We start from the raw sequence: 15,645 nt of genomic DNA, 5'->3' as shown, positions 1-15,645 counted from the left end.
AGATGCTGGTGAGTTACTGACGATGATAGTAGGTCCGTGCGAATCGATCCTTAGCACGACTCCGGCTCACAACGTCGGCGTTATCTGAAAGCAAATCGCTTAGCAGCTAGAAGAAAGGCTTAAAAACACAATCGATTAACCTTCCGGAAGGAGCACGTGATGAATGACGCAACGAATCTCGGTACGGCAGTTGTAACTGGAGCTACTGGCGGCGTAGGCGCGCTTTATGCCCAAGGTTTGGCTGACCGAGGATACGATCTACTGCTTGTTGGTAGGCAGGAAAAGGCGCTCAAGGAACTGGCTGAAAAAATCAGTAAGTCTTCCGGACGGACCGTCAATATCGCAGCGCATGACCTGTCGAATGCTGGCGAACTGAATACCCTTGCCTCCCGCCTTAGTGGTGATAGCAGTGTTTCCCTTTTGGCAAATATTGCCGGCACCTCTTCCTTCAGTCCTTTCATCAAGCTTGGCTCAGATGACATCGCTCAAACTATTGCCATCAACGTCACAGCTTTAACCCAACTCAGCCACGCGGTTGCTCCAGGATTTGTTGAGCGCGGCAAAGGCACCATTGTCAATTTTGCTTCCGTGCTCGCATTCAGGCCTTGGGCTGAATTCAACGTCTACAACGCAACCAAGGCCTATGTGGTCATGCTTTCTCAATCGCTTCAGGCTGACTTAGGGGAAAAAGGAGTGTTGGTGCAGGTTGTCGCCCCACCAGCGACCGCCACCCCTTTCTGGGCGAATGCCGGTTTTAACGTTGAGAATCTGCCTGCTAAAGCAGTCATGAAAAGTGAGGATCTCGTCAGTGCGGCGCTCGTGGGTCTAGACAATGGTGAAAGCTGGGTGCTGCCATCCCTTGGAGACGTTTCCGTGTGGGAAGCCTTCCAGAGTGCCCGTACAGAGCTTGTGAAGAGCATGATGAATGGCACGCCTGCCGAGCGTTACACGAAGGGTTGAAGTCACAACTTGGAGCAATTTCCCAGCGGTGCCTGGCGAAATTGGAGTCCCATTCTTTGCTGAACGAGTAGCTCAAATGAACGTGATTGATACCATCCTCCAGCGAAATGAAACATTCTCAAAAACTGACTTCAACAAAGATCTGAAAATCGTTCCATCCACGAAAACAATGATCATTGCTTGCGTTGATAGCCGTGTTGACCCTGCTGATATTTTCGGGTTGAAGCCAGGTGATGCGGTTGTCATTCGCAACGTAGGTGGCCGAGTAGATCCGGCAACACTTCGGACCATGGGCATGCTCGGGGCAGTTACGAAAGCCAGTGGCGGTGTATTAGGTACAGGGTGGAACCTAATCGTTTTGCACCACACAGATTGCGGTATCAAGCCATGCCTTACTCATGCGCCGGAAATGCTTGCTACCCATCTAGGAGTCGAACCAGGGAGCATCGATGCCGGGGAAATTAATGATCCTTACAAGTCGATCGTTAGTGATGTCGCTGCCCTGAAAGCAAATCCTAAATTCCCGGGTGGTTTCCTCGTGACCGGTATCGTGTACGACGTTGATACAGGTAAGGCGGAGGTAGTGGTTCCTTCGGCTTTGCTACGTCCCGAGTAGAGCTGAAGATCCTCAAATCCGCACTTAAATACTGCCTCGCTCCACCATGGGAGAGGGGCAGCTTTTTTCGCACTGCCCCCTACGCAAGTATGATTTTCTCACAGCGCTTTTGCGTGGATTCGATCTAAGCTGGTCAAAGACCAGCAACCAGGCCTGCGAGGAAGCAGAATTGCCCCCTCCCACCTTCGCACTACGTATGCTACCGACCCTACATAAGCTCTAAGAACGTTGGTTTTGTTCCCTATTTTAAAAGGACTTAGATATCGCCAATTATTCGGATTACCCAGACCTATCGATGAACGACACCGCTGCTCGAATTGCCACCCTAATCCAGAACATGATGAGTTTCTGGAAGAACCCTCAGGGTTGGGCGCCAATAGAGGCGGCAGAGCTGCTCAATAAATCAATGCTGGAATGGCAAAGCTCGTTAGCTCGTACGTTAGGCAAATGGACTGGCCCGCTCAGCGATGGCGAGCTAATTTTGGCGTGGGCAAACATCGGGGCACTGGTGGAGGGACAGCTAAAGCTATTCCTTTCTGCTTACTACAACGACTACCTAGCTGATGCCGAATCCATAAAGAACAGGAATGGCACCGTCCAAGATCCAGACGGTGTCACGTTGGAGCCGCTGAGAGTTTTTTTCAACAAGAGAATTTGGTCACCAGAACAACCCTGGAATGCCTGGATCCTCCAGATACTGCAACGTAGAAATGCCATCCACGCCTTTAAGGCAAAAGACATCGGCACCTCCGCAGAGCTTCACGCTGCGTTGAGGACTCTTCTCTTGTTCATACGAGATATGAATTCGATGCTGCCGTATCCAGAAATGTATGGGCCTAGCGAATACGACTATCAACGGTAGACGTGCTGATCGGCTTGCATTTAGAGCATTCTGACCTCCCTTTTACCCCTTCCATCTTACGTCTTAGGACCCGGCATGAGATAGACTCGTCGATCAATGTTGCACCCCAGGATCAGTCATTTAGGGAGCCGGAATGGCCAAGGTATTTTTTTCTTATAGTCACCTCGATGAGGATCACCGTAACCAGTTAGAGGCTCATCTTGCGACGCTCCGACATGAGAAGAGGATTGAGTCCTGGCACGATCGCCGCCTGTTGGCTGGCAGCGACTTCAGCTCTGAAATCGACCAGCAGATCAATGACGCCGACGTCATCCTACTTCTCGTTAGTGCAAACTTCCTGAACTCTACATACTGCTATTCGATCGAGATGGAGCGCGCGCTGGAGCGGCACCGCGCAGGAGAAGCTCGCGTCATCCCAGTCATCGTCAAGCCGTGCGATTGGGAATCGACACCTCTAGGCGGTTTGCTTGCAACACCTCGTGACGGTAAAGCCATCACGACCTGGCCGAACTTTGACGAAGCTTTTACTGACGTCGCCAAGCAGATCCGCAAGGTCGTCGACGAGATCAACGCGTCATCTTCGAAGACGATTGGTGCGTCCGTCTCGAAGCCTGTCGTCTCTGTGCCCTCTTCCAATGTCTCCATCAGTCCGCCGAGGTCCAGCAATCTCAGACTCAAACAGTCGTTTACTGAGCGTGAGGTCGACCTGTTCCGCCACGAGACCTTTGAGTTTATTGCACGTTTCTTTCAAGGCTCCCTAGCTGAATTGCAGGCTCGAAATCCTAGAATTGAGGGCGTATTCCGAACAATAGATGCGAATACTTTTGAGTCTACGATTTACAGTGAGGGCAAAAAATCGAGTGAATGCACGATAGCCATGGGCGGCATGTTGGGTGCTAACGCGATCACCTACTCGCCTAAGAAGCTATCGGCTCACGGTGGTGGGTTCACCGAAATGCTGACCGTCGAACACGATAATCAGACGCTTTACATCAAACAAATGCTGAACATGTATGGTGGACGCGAGACGAAGCTCACACAGGAGGGTGCAGCAGAGGCGCTATGGGCGATGCTGATCGGGCCTTTGCAGCGGTAGCTGCTTCGGGTTTAGCTAAAGCTTGCAAGACAAGCCTCGTGCAGCGCGCGAGGCTTTGCAAATGTAGTGATCGCAAACTTATTTCTAAAAGCTAACCGAGGATTTTATGAGTACAAACTCACCAAGTCTTCGCCGATGGAATTTGCGATGTAATCCAAGCATCGTCCAATATCATTTTCGCGAGCCTACATGGCAACCGACACCATTTACGTCGATAGAATCGTGATGGAAAAAATATTGGTAAATGCCGCTGAAGGAACGACCTTCTAATGGGTTTTATTTCGTCGTCGAGCCATCCATGTATTGTGTACTTATCAGATGCTTTTCGCAGCAACAATTCGATATAGCTATCACCATATCTAAAATCACCTAGTTCTGAACCTGATATGTTCGAAATATACACATCAGATCCTTCCTGAACCGCCTGTTCAAGAAATCTCACTACACATGGAGGAATGGAGAATGCACGAACCCTTACAGAATTAAAATAAGCCGCGCACCCATATTTTGCTGTTAACCAAGATCGCGCCGCGATTACTCGGTGGTTGCCTACGGAGCACTCCACCAAACCACCAAAGCTCCTGAGTGTAAGCGGCTCCGTCGAATTTGGCGCTGGGAACCATTGGTCTTCGATCTGCGACTCAAAATATTTCAATACCTGAGCCTTCCAGCCTTCGCCATGCAACTTGTACGTGGCAGTACGCCATGTATCTCCCGGACTCCAAAAGTCACGTCGATTCAACGAGGCCAACTTATGCACCGGCACATCGACATATACATCAGTGGACTTGGCTCCTCCTGAAAGCGTGAAAACCCCAGTTTCAATATCGTGATAAATCTGTTCATCCAACGTAGGGCAAACAGCATTTTTTGCAGCATCTTTAATCAATTCAATTATTGCTGGCGTCATTGATAACTCAGAGCAAATAAGTAGTTGTTAGAGTTTACGGAGTGATCACGTCAACTCAATGTAATTTTTTTTATCTCAATCGATTCTGCATTTCTTCACTCGCAGCAGGCCCAGCCCGCAAGGTGCACTGGTCCAGTGGCACGACCTGATCATCGAGCACACCAAACATCGTGAGCTGCACAGGACGTCCGCTGGCAGTCTCAATGACTTGCACACTCTCACCTTCCGGCGCTTGATGACGATTACCCCAAGCAGTAAACGCCAAGAGTACAAGCTTGAAATCTTCACCCTTCGCTGTCGGGACATATTCGTAGCGAGGTGGACGCTCACTGTATTGCCGGCGTTCTAACAGGCCCGCTTCTACCAAGGCATTCAGTCGTCGAGTCAACGTACTCGGTGGGATAGCCAGGCTAGTGGAAAACTCCTCGAAGCGTTTCAGGCCATGCAATGCATCACGCATGATCAAAATGCTCCACCACTCCCCTACCTTATCCAGGCTGCGCGCGATCGGGCATTCGGCATCGCTGAAGCTCGTGCTTTGCATGAAGGCTCCTCATCGGTATTCAGACAAATAATGGGTAAGTAATGTTACTTTCATTATGATAGTGACGTCCATTTGTCATTACCTCACAAAAGCTTAAGGAGTTGGATCGCATGAGTAAACGCATCGTCGTCACCGGCATGGGCGCACTGACCCCGCTTGCCAGCGGAGTTGAATTGACTTGGCAACGCCTGCTCGAAGGCCAATCGGGGATTCGCCCGCTGCCGGTGGACCTTGTTGGCGATCTAGCGATCAGTATTGGTGGCCAGGTCCTCGACCGAGCGCAAGATCCAGAAGGCGGTTTCGATCCTGATGAAGTGCTGGCTCAAAAAGAACAGCGCAAGATGGACCGTTTCATTCTCTTCGCAATGGCTGCCGCCAAAGAAGCATTGGATCAAGCTGGCTGGCACCCTGAAGACCGTGAATCCCAAGAACGAACAGGCACTATCATCGCCTCCGGTGTTGGCGGCTTCCCCGCCATCGCAGAAGCCGTGCGTACAACTGACAGCAAAGGCCCGCGTCGTCTATCGCCCTTCACCATCCCGTCCTTCTTGAGCAACATGGCAGCGGGTCACGTCTCGATTCGCCACGGCTTCAAGGGTCCTCTGGGAGCCCCAGTGACTGCATGTGCTGCTGGCGTCCAGGCTATCGGTGATGCTGCTCGAATGATTCGTGCTGGCGAAATCGATGTCGCCATCTGTGGTGGCGCAGAAGCCGCGATCCACCGCGTAAGCCTGGCTGGCTTCGCCGCAGCGCGGGCTCTCTCCAGTGATCATAACGAAACACCAGAAAAAGCATCTCGCCCGTTCGACCAAGCTCGTGATGGCTTTGTCATGGGTGAAGGCGCGGGCCTCCTGGTAATCGAAGAACTTGAGCACGCACTCGCACGTGGTGCAAAACCGATTGCTGAGTTGGTCGGCTACGGTACCAGTGCCGACGCGTACCACATGACCGCTGGACCAGAAGATGGTGACGGTGCTCGCCGAGCAATGGAGCAAGCACTTCGACAAGCAGGCATCGAACCTTCTCAAATTCAACATTTGAACGCTCACGCCACCTCGACGCCTGTCGGTGACAAAGGCGAATTGGCAGCTATCAAAGCGTTGTTTGGCGAAGGCAGCAGTCTGGCTATCAGCTCCACCAAATCCGCTACAGGTCATCTGTTGGGGGCTGCCGGTGGTATCGAAGCGATATTCGCAGTGCTTGCACTACGTGATCAAATAGCTCCAGCAACGCTTAACCTCGAAAACCCAGATGAGGGGGCAGAAGGCCTCAATATGATCCGCGGTAAAGCACAACCAATGCCGATGGAATATGCACTTTCCAACGGTTTTGGCTTTGGCGGTGTGAATGCCAGCGTGCTGTTCCGACGCTGGTCTTAAGGCATCCACCGATTAAAATGCGGGCTTGTGCCGCAGACCTTTTAAGCGTCGTTACGAGTCGTGTCGTGTCGTGTCTCAAGGCTTCTTGTAGCTAAGACACGATCGACTTTAAACAATCGACCTCTGCCGTTCAGTACATTTTGGTAACGTATTCCAGAAACGCCTCCCGCAGATATTCACTGCGAGCCGCATAGTGAGCTTGGCGATGATCATTAGGGCACAACGCGATCATGTTCCTAGGATTATCCAAACCTTCCTCTGAGAGCGGAACAATATGGTGAGTCTCTAAATACAGATTTCCATTACTCTTCAGAAAGCCTTCAGCACCGCAGAACTCGCAGAATCCGGCTGAGCGCTTTAGAACAGCGCGGCGATGGGCTTGATCACGAGGGTAGACACGAGATGTTTCGAAAAACGCAGTAGGCGCCTCTTCTACAAACTGGTCCTCAATTCCTATCTCATAGGTTCCAAGATCGGAGGTGCTCTTCAGCGCCTTTTCGTACGGCACTATTGGAATATTAGCGTCGAGCGCTTCACATACCTGTTGAGGAACAGTAACGTCAACACCATCTACTGTTTTCCTAGGTCCCCGAACGAGCACGTAATCACCCTCATAGGTGTAGCTACGCACGTGCCATTTGACCGTATCCAGCTCACGAGCATTGGCGTTCTCTGACTCATCATCATGGGGCTGTGCGCGATCCACAATCGCAACCGAGAAATCCAGCCTCGCGCTTTCACAATTGCGAATTGCGTTATCGAGTAACCCAGCTTTTGACGCCCATTGAACACCTCGGCGCATTTTGGACATTTCTTGTTTTTTGGCTTCTCCTTGGTATTTGCGATGGTCTTCCCCCATGCGTCTATACATCATTTGATCTTCGCGCGCGTTTCCACGAATGATGATCTCATCGCCCTCGACCTTCATCTTGTCGTACCAAAGGCTCATCAGCACTTCCCCAGCAGCGTCGACGAACACCCATCGAGATCGATAGAGCTGGTTTCGTGCAAAATCTGGCTCTGGCTGCCCGTTCGACTTCCAATGCCATGGGTCCACATCGAGGCCGGCCGCTACTAAAACGTCGTACACTCGTTGAGAAACCTTTGGTCTGAGGGCCTTCAATGATTCATGTGCGTCCATTTACCGCGCTCCTCTAACTCGCATAACCCACTTGGACCGTTTTCGGCGCAGCCAGCTCCTTCTCGCGTGGTCAGCGTCAAATCTCTATAGCTTAGGCAATAGAGCTTGATCTTGTTTTCCTGCTTCCTAGCTAGAGAGGCTGCTTCGCAAAACTGCTTCGTCAACTTTACTTTCCTCGATCTGGAGAACAACGCATAACTACCGCGGCAGTTCCCCAGAGCCCAGGTAACCTAGATGCCCCTAGCATTTGAAACATTCGTAGCGACCGTCGCAGTACGCAACGAGTACGGCTCGTCTCAAACAGCTTGCCGGCTACAACCAACTGGGTAATGAGCGAGCATCAACCCGATAAACGGTAAACCAACAGCGTTTGCTGAGAGTTCTGGATAATGCCGTTCCCTGCACAGTCTGAGCTGTTTTAAATCAAGGCGTTATCACCGTGCCAATCAGCTCGGACAAATTTCTTAAAATTATACTTCCCGAGATTTAGGTTTTGAGCGTGGTCCAAGATGATGACCTGAGGGTAAAAGCCAACCTCAGGTCGAATGCGGTGTATTTCACGTAAAATCGTCACGTAAAGCTCCTGAACTTTGTCCGTATCCTCACTGTTCGGTGAATTAGGATTTGGGAAATAAACCTGACTAGGTTGATCCAAAAATAAAAAACTAGGAACGCTTGAGTCTGGAGAGTTACAAAATAGACGCAGCATACCCATAGAAGCTGCGAGGTGAAAAGCGAGCCAGTTCGCACCGCTCCCCATGTCCGACAACGCAACGTTTCCGTATTTTTCGTCAATATGCAAAAGACTTAGCTCGTCCAGTTTCATCCTCAGATTCGGCGGCCTGAACTCTTCCTCAAAATCCAAATGAGAACATAGAGTACTCATCCACTTATTCAACTTAGTTTCAGCTTGAAAAATGGCATTGGCAAAATCATATTCTGAGAACTGCTTATCTAGCAGCTTCAGCTCATTACGAAGCTCTTTCAGAGTCGACGCGTCTTCACTACCTACCTCTCCCACGACCCTCATCGAAAAATCAATCTGGACCTTATAGTAGTTCAATGCGTCCGCTAGACTTTTGTATTTTTTAAAATTTTCCTCAAACAAATCGAGCGTTTTTAAATCATCCTCAAGTTTCTTAATTTCGGAAATTAATTCCCTACGAGTAGTGCGAAAAGATTCGAGTTGCTCAGAGTCATATCTCGCAAAATTTGCCATCGACGCAATTTCTGAATTGAGGTTATCCATCGCAGTTACATATTTTCTAGATTCTTCAAGCATCTCAGGTACATCCTGACTGCACACAGGGCACGTAACCATATCGTGGGTAACAGCTACACCTCTAGCCAAGTCATTTCTATGGTGCACCAGAGTTTTCTTTGCATAATCTCTAACCGTTTCGATTTGCTTTATTTTCTTATTAGCAGAGCTAAGTTCTTCTTGTTTTTCGAGCAACTTTATACCCAGCGATTCATATCGACGAGTCGTATCAGTTTTCAAATAATAATCTTCAGCCAAGCCTGGAAGATTTTTACCAGCTTTCAACGCGTCCTGAACAGTAACCATATTTGGAGGCGAAACATTTATTAACGCGTAGTAGTTTTCGATATGATCTTTTAGGCGATTACCATATTTATCGCTTTCTTCCGCAGTGCGCTGTGCATCGCGCTCAATGCGCTTAATTTTTAATCTGAGATCGTCGATTTGCCGCTTGACGCTGAAGTAATCGTCATTAACCAAGCCTAAAAATATTGGCAATTGATCTAATATGTCCTTTCGCTTAAACACGTCATCCATTTTAGAGAACAGGGCATGCTTACTGGCAATTAGGTTTTGATACTGATAAAGAAACGGGGTCATGTTTCTGATGCTTGCTTTTCCAGACTTCCGGTCTGCATCAGCTGGGCTCGGATTAATCACTCTGAGCCCGATATACCTCTCGATATCCTCTTGCCCTGCGCCTTTGATTTTCAAAAGAGGTAAGCTCTCGAAATAATCGATATTGAGCTTATGTATTATAGAGCAATCACTTTCAAATTTGACGTAGATTTTAGATGCACCATCAAGCTTCCAAGCCGGCCTTGCAATTACTAAATAACCTTCTTTTAGCCGCAGTACAATACAAAATAACTTAGCGTAGGATTCGATTTTTCCTTTAGGTATGGTGTTTAGGCTAGAGCACAGGCAATAATCGACTATCTCAATGAGCGCACTTTTTCCTCGCTTCGAGACGCCAGTGACAATATTCAAACCTTTCGTCAACCTAAGAAGCCGACTAGTTCCATCAGCACCAAAAATTCGAATTTGCTTTATATAACAGTTCATACCTTGAAAACTCCTAACTTATAGAAGCAAGCCGCGAGATCTTCTTTAGAAAAAATCATTCCTAAATTTCGCGATGCCTTAAAATATTCTTTAGCTATATGACTCGTATACGATTCTTTCTTGGGCTCATAACCAGACACATTGCTGATTAATAGGTCAAAGCTATGCCCTCTTGCCGAATATGCTAATATGGCTCGATTTGTGTACTCAGTGTAATTATTGACTGCAAGTTGTAATGCCAGCACCCTTTTACGCTTTTCGCTTGTGTCAAGAAATGCAGAATAAACAGTGCTTGTGCTTTTCAGAGCCACTAATGGATCGCGAGAATCACTGCGCAGAACTAGTGGAATCATCAGATAAACCAGTTGAAAAGGAACCGGCTTTGCATATCCAAAAACAAAATGCTCAATAAAGTCGGCCAACCAAAAGGGGCTGAGTGCAAGTGTGATTTTCTCGTCAATCATCTATATCTAACTCCGTAATACGCCAGCAAAATTCAGATGTATTGACATAAGAATGCAACATTCCTCTTCTGAATTTTTTCGCTTCTGCGCTGCCATCTGTTCCGCCCGCCCGAACATTCCGAAGCGAATTTACGTATAGTTGCTTAGATGCCCTGATCAACGCGGCCTCATTAATAGGCGCCTTTGCTACTTCTAGGCAACTGTTCTCCTTGTCGAGATCCAGATCGGTCCCAATGCCCTTCTCCGTATTTTGAAACTCTTTCAAAACAACTGGATCTTTGCCTGCTGTAATACCTACCGTCAGGGTATAGTAATAATAATCTTGAGCTGCTGAGAAAACCTGTTTTTCGTACGGTATAAACTTAACCTGCTCAATGCATCGATGCCGGAATATGTCCTCCCCGCACACCGCGCGCTCCAGATCAGGATAGCAAATAACACCTCCATTATTGACCTCTTGGGTCTGTGCGATTAGGAAGTTATGTAACTCGTCTCGCTCTATGTCCCAAGACCCTGGAGTAGTAACTCCTTTTATTGCAATCATGCCGAGAAGCGATCTGACCATGTTAGCTCTGTGCTTAACATGAACAGCCGAAAGGGCAATATGCGCTACTAATCCTTCGTAAAGCTTGAAAGCACCATCGGAAGAATGCTTTATTGTTACTCGCGATAAAATGCATGCTAGTTTATCTTGATCGTAACCAGCGTCAAACTCGTAGATTTTTTGCACATACGAAATGATGGTTTTATAAGAGCCCGGCTTACTAAGTATCTCATCGGCCTTCTTTCTTAAACTACCATATCTATCTTTGGCTACTGCTGCGTTCCATTGCCCTAACATTGACTCTGCACGGACAATTGAGCTGGTTAACAGCACCAAATTTGAAAATGGTTTTAATAAATCATAATTCTCAACCCAGTTCTTGAGTGTTTTCCAAAAATCGACATGCGTGTCTACTAGCACGTGGTCTGGGTTTTCGTGATGTTTGATTTCGTAATTGTAGTCCGCTGTAGTGATATCACCTAACTGTTCAAGATTTACTATCGCACCAGCCGGAGCTTCTAGACATATCTTCAGCACCATCAAATACTGATAAAGATTCCCAAGCTGGCTCAGCGCTGCATTATTTTTAGCTGTTGAAGCCATTTTTAAGCTCCATCTTTTGGCAAGCACATGCCACTCATAGTTTTTTCCTAATGTCAGGAGTTACCGCGTTCACCTAAGGGTTATGGCTGCGCGGCATAGCCGCGCTAGCCACACATCACAAATGAATCAGTTACATAGATTTTATTTTCCGAACTACATCCAGGGCCCCTTCGAGCAACTGGGATGCGTGCTCAAAATTGTCTCGCTGTTCTTTCAAGTCGTACGCCCACTTCGTGCCGTGAAAAAAATTGTTCCTGAAGCGATATACAATTAATAAGGAAGCACTCAAGCATTCCGCAAGATCGTCCCCATTTCCACATAATGTGGCAAGGGTATGGGTGCGCGATTTCTCGTCGTGAAAAAACAAATTTTCAAAAAGATGTGTGGGTTGGCCGTTTCCTACGTAGCGAGCTTTGAAGTAATCAAAAACTGGCATATGCCAATAGCTATCAAGGTGGCCGTCGCTTCCCCAACGCTTTGCTAACGCGACAATTTTGCTTGGAGCTGCGTTCGTGCCAAGCGCCTGAGCCTCAAATAATGTCCACAGAATCGTAAATACATGGATAGCTGTCATCTCTTCCTTCGACAGCGCAGTCAAACCAGGGGCGAACCGTTCCATTCCAATCAGATCTTGCATGCGTCCTCCGTGACTTCACCTAAAGCGCTGCACACAATATGGCACAACGCCATGCGTTGATGCCATCCGCCTTCACGCCTCTGAGAGAAAACAATCAGTGTCTATGTACATTTTTGTCTTGTTATTGATGCCGTTAATAGAAGCCGTCCCCGAGCATTTCCTGGTTTAGTTTCCGGCTAATTAAGTGTAGCTTTAGGCTGAGATGCGGGTATATGCCCGCATACTATAATTCTAATTTCTCGTGCCCACCTCAGGAGTCACCCGATGCGCATCTTGATCGTAGGAGCCGGATCCACCGGTGGTTTTTTCGGTGCAAAGCTAGCTAAGGCTGGCCGGGATGTCACCTTTCTAGTACGCCCGCAAAGACTTAGCCAGCTCGAACAGAATGGCCTCTCCGTGAGGAGCGCCGCTGGTGATATCGATATAGAGCCGCAGCTCATCACCGCGGCGCAGCTCCACAGTACTTTCGACATTGTCTTGGTCGCCGTGAAGGCCTATGCACTCGACTCAGCGTTGAACGATATGATCCCCGCTGTTGGTTCTAACACCGTGATACTGCCCTTGCTCAACGGGATGCGTCACATGGAATTACTCGCTGAAAAGTTCGGCAAAGATCGCCTCTTGGGGTGTGCGTGCAAAGTAGCCACAAGCCTTGATGAAAGCGGTCGTATCGTCCAACAGGGAACGTTTAACGACATCGCCTATGGCGAATTGGACGGCAGTGATTCAGAGCGCGTCGCCAATGTGCATGAGTTCATGCGCGATGCCGGCTTTGATGCCAAAACGTCGAAAACGATCTCACGAGATATGTGGGAGAAATGGACTTTGCTTGCCGCCATGGGAAGCATCAATTGCCTGATGAGAGGCAGCATCGGTGATGTCGTTTCGGTGAAAGGCGGACGCGAATTCTCGGAGGGAGTAATTGACGAGGTGGTGTCCATTATCCAGGCGGTAGGTTGCCAGCTGAGCGAACCTTTCCTAGCTGAAGCCCGTCGCCTGCTGACCCTCGAAGGATCCCCACAAACGTCTTCAATGTACAGAGACCTGATTGCTGGCCGGGCTATAGAAGCCGATCAGATCATTGGTGATCTGCTGGTTCGTGCCAGCGCTAAAGGCTTGGAGGCACCGATATTGACCTTGGTCTATTCGAACCTGCTGGTATACAAGGCTCAATTGCCGAATTGAATCCCGAGCAAGGTCAATAAGCGTCTCGGATGGCGCCAGCATTTTACAGTCTTTCTTCAGACTATTAATGCTGGCAACGAGTTTGTTAGCCTTCCCAAAACTGCTTCAGTCGGAGCTACTTAGTGTATATCTGGTCGGAATGAATTTTTACCTTTCGCTTCGGTTTCCCAGTATTCGTTACTGAGCGATAGGCTGGTATTTTTCATAATAAAGCTCTGCCAATTTCCGCGCTGCTGCAAGTTCAGACATTGATAATTCATCAGCGATCTCACTTCGTGGTTTTATCGCTTTTGATTCACCATTTGCAGCCGCGACGGCTATCCATGTATACGCCTGGCTCTTATCCTCCATCACACCCTCGCCGTTATAGTAGAGAATTCCAAGGTTGAGTTGGGCCGTGGCGAGACCCTGTTCAGCAGCCTTGCGATACCAAAGAACCGCTTGCTTAATATTCTGGACAACACCCTCGCCTCTTTCGTAACTGGCGCCTAGGTTGTTCTGGGCCTCGGCATGTCCCTGTTCGGCTGCCTTGCGGTACCAGCCGGCAGCCTGTTCAAAGTCCTGATCGACACCCGTACCCTGGGCGTAGTTGAAGGCAAGGTTGTACTGCGCTTGGGCATAGCCCTCTTCGGCAGCCTTGCGGTACCAATAAACCGCCACGCTATTGTCTTGTGCAATGCCGTAACCATTGTCATAGCAGAAACCTAGGCTAGTCTGAGCGTAGACATTGTCCTGTACTGCGGCCTTGTAATACCAGGCGACGGCTTGCTTCGCGTTCTTTTCGACGCCCTCACCATTGGCGTAGCTGTTCCCTAGAGCATTCTGAGCTGCGGCAAAACCTTGGTCGGCGGCCTTGTTGTACCAGAAGATAGCTTTCTGCTGATCCTGATCGACCCCTGTACCATTGTGATAACTGTTCCCGAGAGAGTTCTGGGCAGCCGCAAGGTCCTTTCCCGCGGCCATGTGATACAACGCAACGGCTTGCTGCTGATTCTTCACCAGGCCCATGCCGTTATCAAAGTGCTCTCCCAGTGAGAATTGGGCGTATGCATCGCCCTGCTCGGCAGCCTTGTAATACCAGGTAAGCGCTTTATTCACATCCTTTTCGACGCCAACTCCCTGGTCATAAAGATATGCGAGATGCATTTGGCCCGTGGCCAAGCCCTGCACAGCAGATTTGTAGTACCAACCTGCCGCCTGCTCCGCATTTTGCTCTATGCCAATGCCATTTTCTAAGTGATAACCCAGGTTGCTCTGTGCTTGCGCAAAACCTTGAATCGCAGCTTTATAGTACCAAGCCACTGCCTGCTTCGCGTCTTCCGCTACGCCCAAGCCATCAGCGTAGATATCTCCTAGGTGGTTTTGTGCGGACGGATCACCTTCATCTGCCAACTTTCTGATTTCGATCAGACTCTGATCTGCATTCACATAACTAGCTGATAGGAACAGGTAAAGCGCAACGAGGCAGCTGAAAGCCTTGGCACCATTTCTCCCAATTAATTTGTCCATGGCTCTGCGCTCGACGAAATCAATTGAATAGAGCCTAGTAGATCGGGATCGGAAAGCCCCAAAGTCAGACCGGCGCCATCACACGGCACAGCGATGTGCCAGGCGCAGATTGTGTCGGACGCATCCAGACTGGGACTGTTGGTGCAGCCTTTTCGGTCGAGCGGTCTACCGTTATCGGCAATATTCATCGTCGTGATTCTGCGCGGAAGGAGCACTTAGATGAACCCGACAGGATGGATTGGAATCAACGCTAATCCGCAGGCTACAAGGCCAATACAACCAGGTGAGCGGGCTTCAGTGAGCGCTGGTGTCAAATCGCAATAGCTGGGCGTCTTCATGTGATTTCGCTTGAGAACTACTACTCTGTGACTGGCGTTGATTTACGTATTATTGCGGACTGAAGAGGGACAGGACATGTCGGAATCGCTCAAAAATTTGGCCGCAAGTCGTCCAATACAGGTCAAATACGCTGTGATCCTCATCGCCGCGTCCGTGGCTACCGGCATAGCGGAATCTATGCTGCACCTCGCCAATGGGGCAACCAACGGCACCTTCGCAAGCAGTACATACGGCGGCCCCTCTTTCTTGCTGGCTATGTTGCTCTTCACCTTCGTAGGCATCTTCATGACAATTTTCACTTACTTGCGAAACAAATGGGCTTGGATGCTCGCCATTGCCTTATGCCTCTTAGTGATCCCATCAATCTATGCTTTGCTCCTTGGCGAGGGACTTGGCAAAGAATTTCCTATGGCCGAACATTTCTTTGGCTCCACAAGCAATACTCTTTATCTTTTGGCGACTCTGCTTCTCCTAGCGGCACCCAGTCGGCGATGGTTTCTACGTAGATAAGCTTGGGTTATCCGTAAAGG

At 49.1% G+C, this 15,645-nt stretch carries 15 protein-coding genes; 7 read left to right on the top strand and 8 right to left on the bottom strand.

From position 1 onward, the window contains the following. Positions 1–159 precede the first annotated feature (159 nt). From PMI37_RS05725 to PMI37_RS05710, 4 genes are all read left to right on the top strand, one after another. Positions 160–960 (top strand): SDR family NAD(P)-dependent oxidoreductase, encoded by an 801-nt coding sequence (locus PMI37_RS05725; protein ID WP_008078969.1) that lies wholly within the window; start codon positions 160–162, stop codon positions 958–960. Beyond that, the gene (locus tag PMI37_RS05720; RefSeq protein ID WP_008078968.1) at positions 926–1,576 is read left to right on the top strand and encodes a carbonic anhydrase; all 651 of its coding nucleotides are present in this window, start codon (positions 926–928) and stop codon (positions 1,574–1,576) included. The genes PMI37_RS05725 and PMI37_RS05720 overlap by 35 nt, the downstream gene beginning before the upstream one ends. Before the next feature lie 295 nt (positions 1,577–1,871). Continuing rightward, positions 1,872–2,438, top strand: coding sequence for a hypothetical protein (locus PMI37_RS05715; protein WP_008078967.1), 567 nt, complete (start codon positions 1,872–1,874; stop codon positions 2,436–2,438). A 133-nt stretch (positions 2,439–2,571) separates the two neighbouring features. Beyond that, positions 2,572–3,534 carry a toll/interleukin-1 receptor domain-containing protein gene (locus PMI37_RS05710; RefSeq protein WP_008078966.1) on the top strand — a complete coding sequence of 321 codons (963 nt, stop codon included), beginning with the start codon at positions 2,572–2,574 and terminating at the stop codon, positions 3,532–3,534. A 118-nt stretch (positions 3,535–3,652) separates the two neighbouring features. Here the strand turns inward: PMI37_RS05710 and PMI37_RS31800 are convergent, their stop codons facing one another. After that, a complete protein-coding gene (locus PMI37_RS31800; RefSeq protein ID WP_008078965.1) occupies positions 3,653–4,444 on the bottom strand; it encodes a hypothetical protein in 792 nt (263 codons plus the stop codon). Between the two features lie 70 nt (positions 4,445–4,514). Further along, entirely contained in the window at positions 4,515–4,988 is a 474-nt protein-coding gene (locus tag PMI37_RS05705; protein WP_008078964.1) for a winged helix-turn-helix transcriptional regulator, read from the bottom strand. A gap of 110 nt (positions 4,989–5,098) precedes the next feature. Between PMI37_RS05705 and fabF the strand changes: the two genes are divergently transcribed. After that, on the top strand, positions 5,099–6,367 hold the full coding sequence (gene fabF / locus PMI37_RS05700; RefSeq protein ID WP_008078963.1) for a beta-ketoacyl-ACP synthase II: 1,269 nt from the start codon (positions 5,099–5,101) through the stop codon (positions 6,365–6,367). Between the two features lie 130 nt (positions 6,368–6,497). Here fabF and PMI37_RS05695 read toward each other — a convergent pair whose 3' ends face one another. The 5 genes from PMI37_RS05695 to PMI37_RS05675 form a co-directional block, all read right to left on the bottom strand. Continuing rightward, complete coding sequence (locus PMI37_RS05695) at positions 6,498–7,508, bottom strand: HNH endonuclease (RefSeq protein WP_008078962.1); 1,011 nt, start codon at positions 7,506–7,508, stop codon at positions 6,498–6,500. Between the two features lie 418 nt (positions 7,509–7,926). Then, positions 7,927–9,834, bottom strand: coding sequence for a DUF3732 domain-containing protein (locus tag PMI37_RS05690; RefSeq protein WP_008078961.1), 1,908 nt, complete (start codon positions 9,832–9,834; stop codon positions 7,927–7,929). After that, positions 9,831–10,298: a three component ABC system middle component gene (locus PMI37_RS05685; protein ID WP_008078960.1), complete on the bottom strand. Its 468-nt coding sequence runs from the start codon at positions 10,296–10,298 to the stop codon at positions 9,831–9,833. The genes PMI37_RS05690 and PMI37_RS05685 overlap by 4 nt, the downstream gene beginning before the upstream one ends. Next, a complete protein-coding gene (locus PMI37_RS05680) occupies positions 10,291–11,445 on the bottom strand; it encodes a hypothetical protein (protein ID WP_008078959.1) in 1,155 nt (384 codons plus the stop codon). The genes PMI37_RS05685 and PMI37_RS05680 overlap by 8 nt, the downstream gene beginning before the upstream one ends. Before the next feature lie 130 nt (positions 11,446–11,575). Then, a complete protein-coding gene (locus PMI37_RS05675) occupies positions 11,576–12,082 on the bottom strand; it encodes a hypothetical protein (RefSeq protein ID WP_008078958.1) in 507 nt (168 codons plus the stop codon). Positions 12,083–12,346: 264 nt separating this feature from the next. Between PMI37_RS05675 and PMI37_RS05670 the strand changes: the two genes are divergently transcribed. Beyond that, a complete protein-coding gene (locus PMI37_RS05670) occupies positions 12,347–13,267 on the top strand; it encodes a ketopantoate reductase family protein (RefSeq protein ID WP_008078957.1) in 921 nt (306 codons plus the stop codon). A 177-nt stretch (positions 13,268–13,444) separates the two neighbouring features. On the opposite strand, the gene PMI37_RS05665 is transcribed toward PMI37_RS05670, so the two are convergent. Beyond that, the gene (locus tag PMI37_RS05665; protein ID WP_008078956.1) at positions 13,445–14,776 is read right to left on the bottom strand and encodes a tetratricopeptide repeat protein; all 1,332 of its coding nucleotides are present in this window, start codon (positions 14,774–14,776) and stop codon (positions 13,445–13,447) included. Between the two features lie 414 nt (positions 14,777–15,190). Here PMI37_RS05665 and PMI37_RS05660 point away from each other — a divergent pair, with 414 nt between their 5' ends. Further along, positions 15,191–15,625: a hypothetical protein gene (locus tag PMI37_RS05660; RefSeq protein WP_008078955.1), complete on the top strand. Its 435-nt coding sequence runs from the start codon at positions 15,191–15,193 to the stop codon at positions 15,623–15,625. Positions 15,626–15,645: the final 20 nt, after the last annotated feature.

The organism is Pseudomonas sp. GM80, assembly GCF_000282515.1.
Classification (GTDB): domain Bacteria; phylum Pseudomonadota; class Gammaproteobacteria; order Pseudomonadales; family Pseudomonadaceae; genus Aquipseudomonas.
This window is presented reverse-complemented; position numbering and strand designations above follow the sequence as displayed.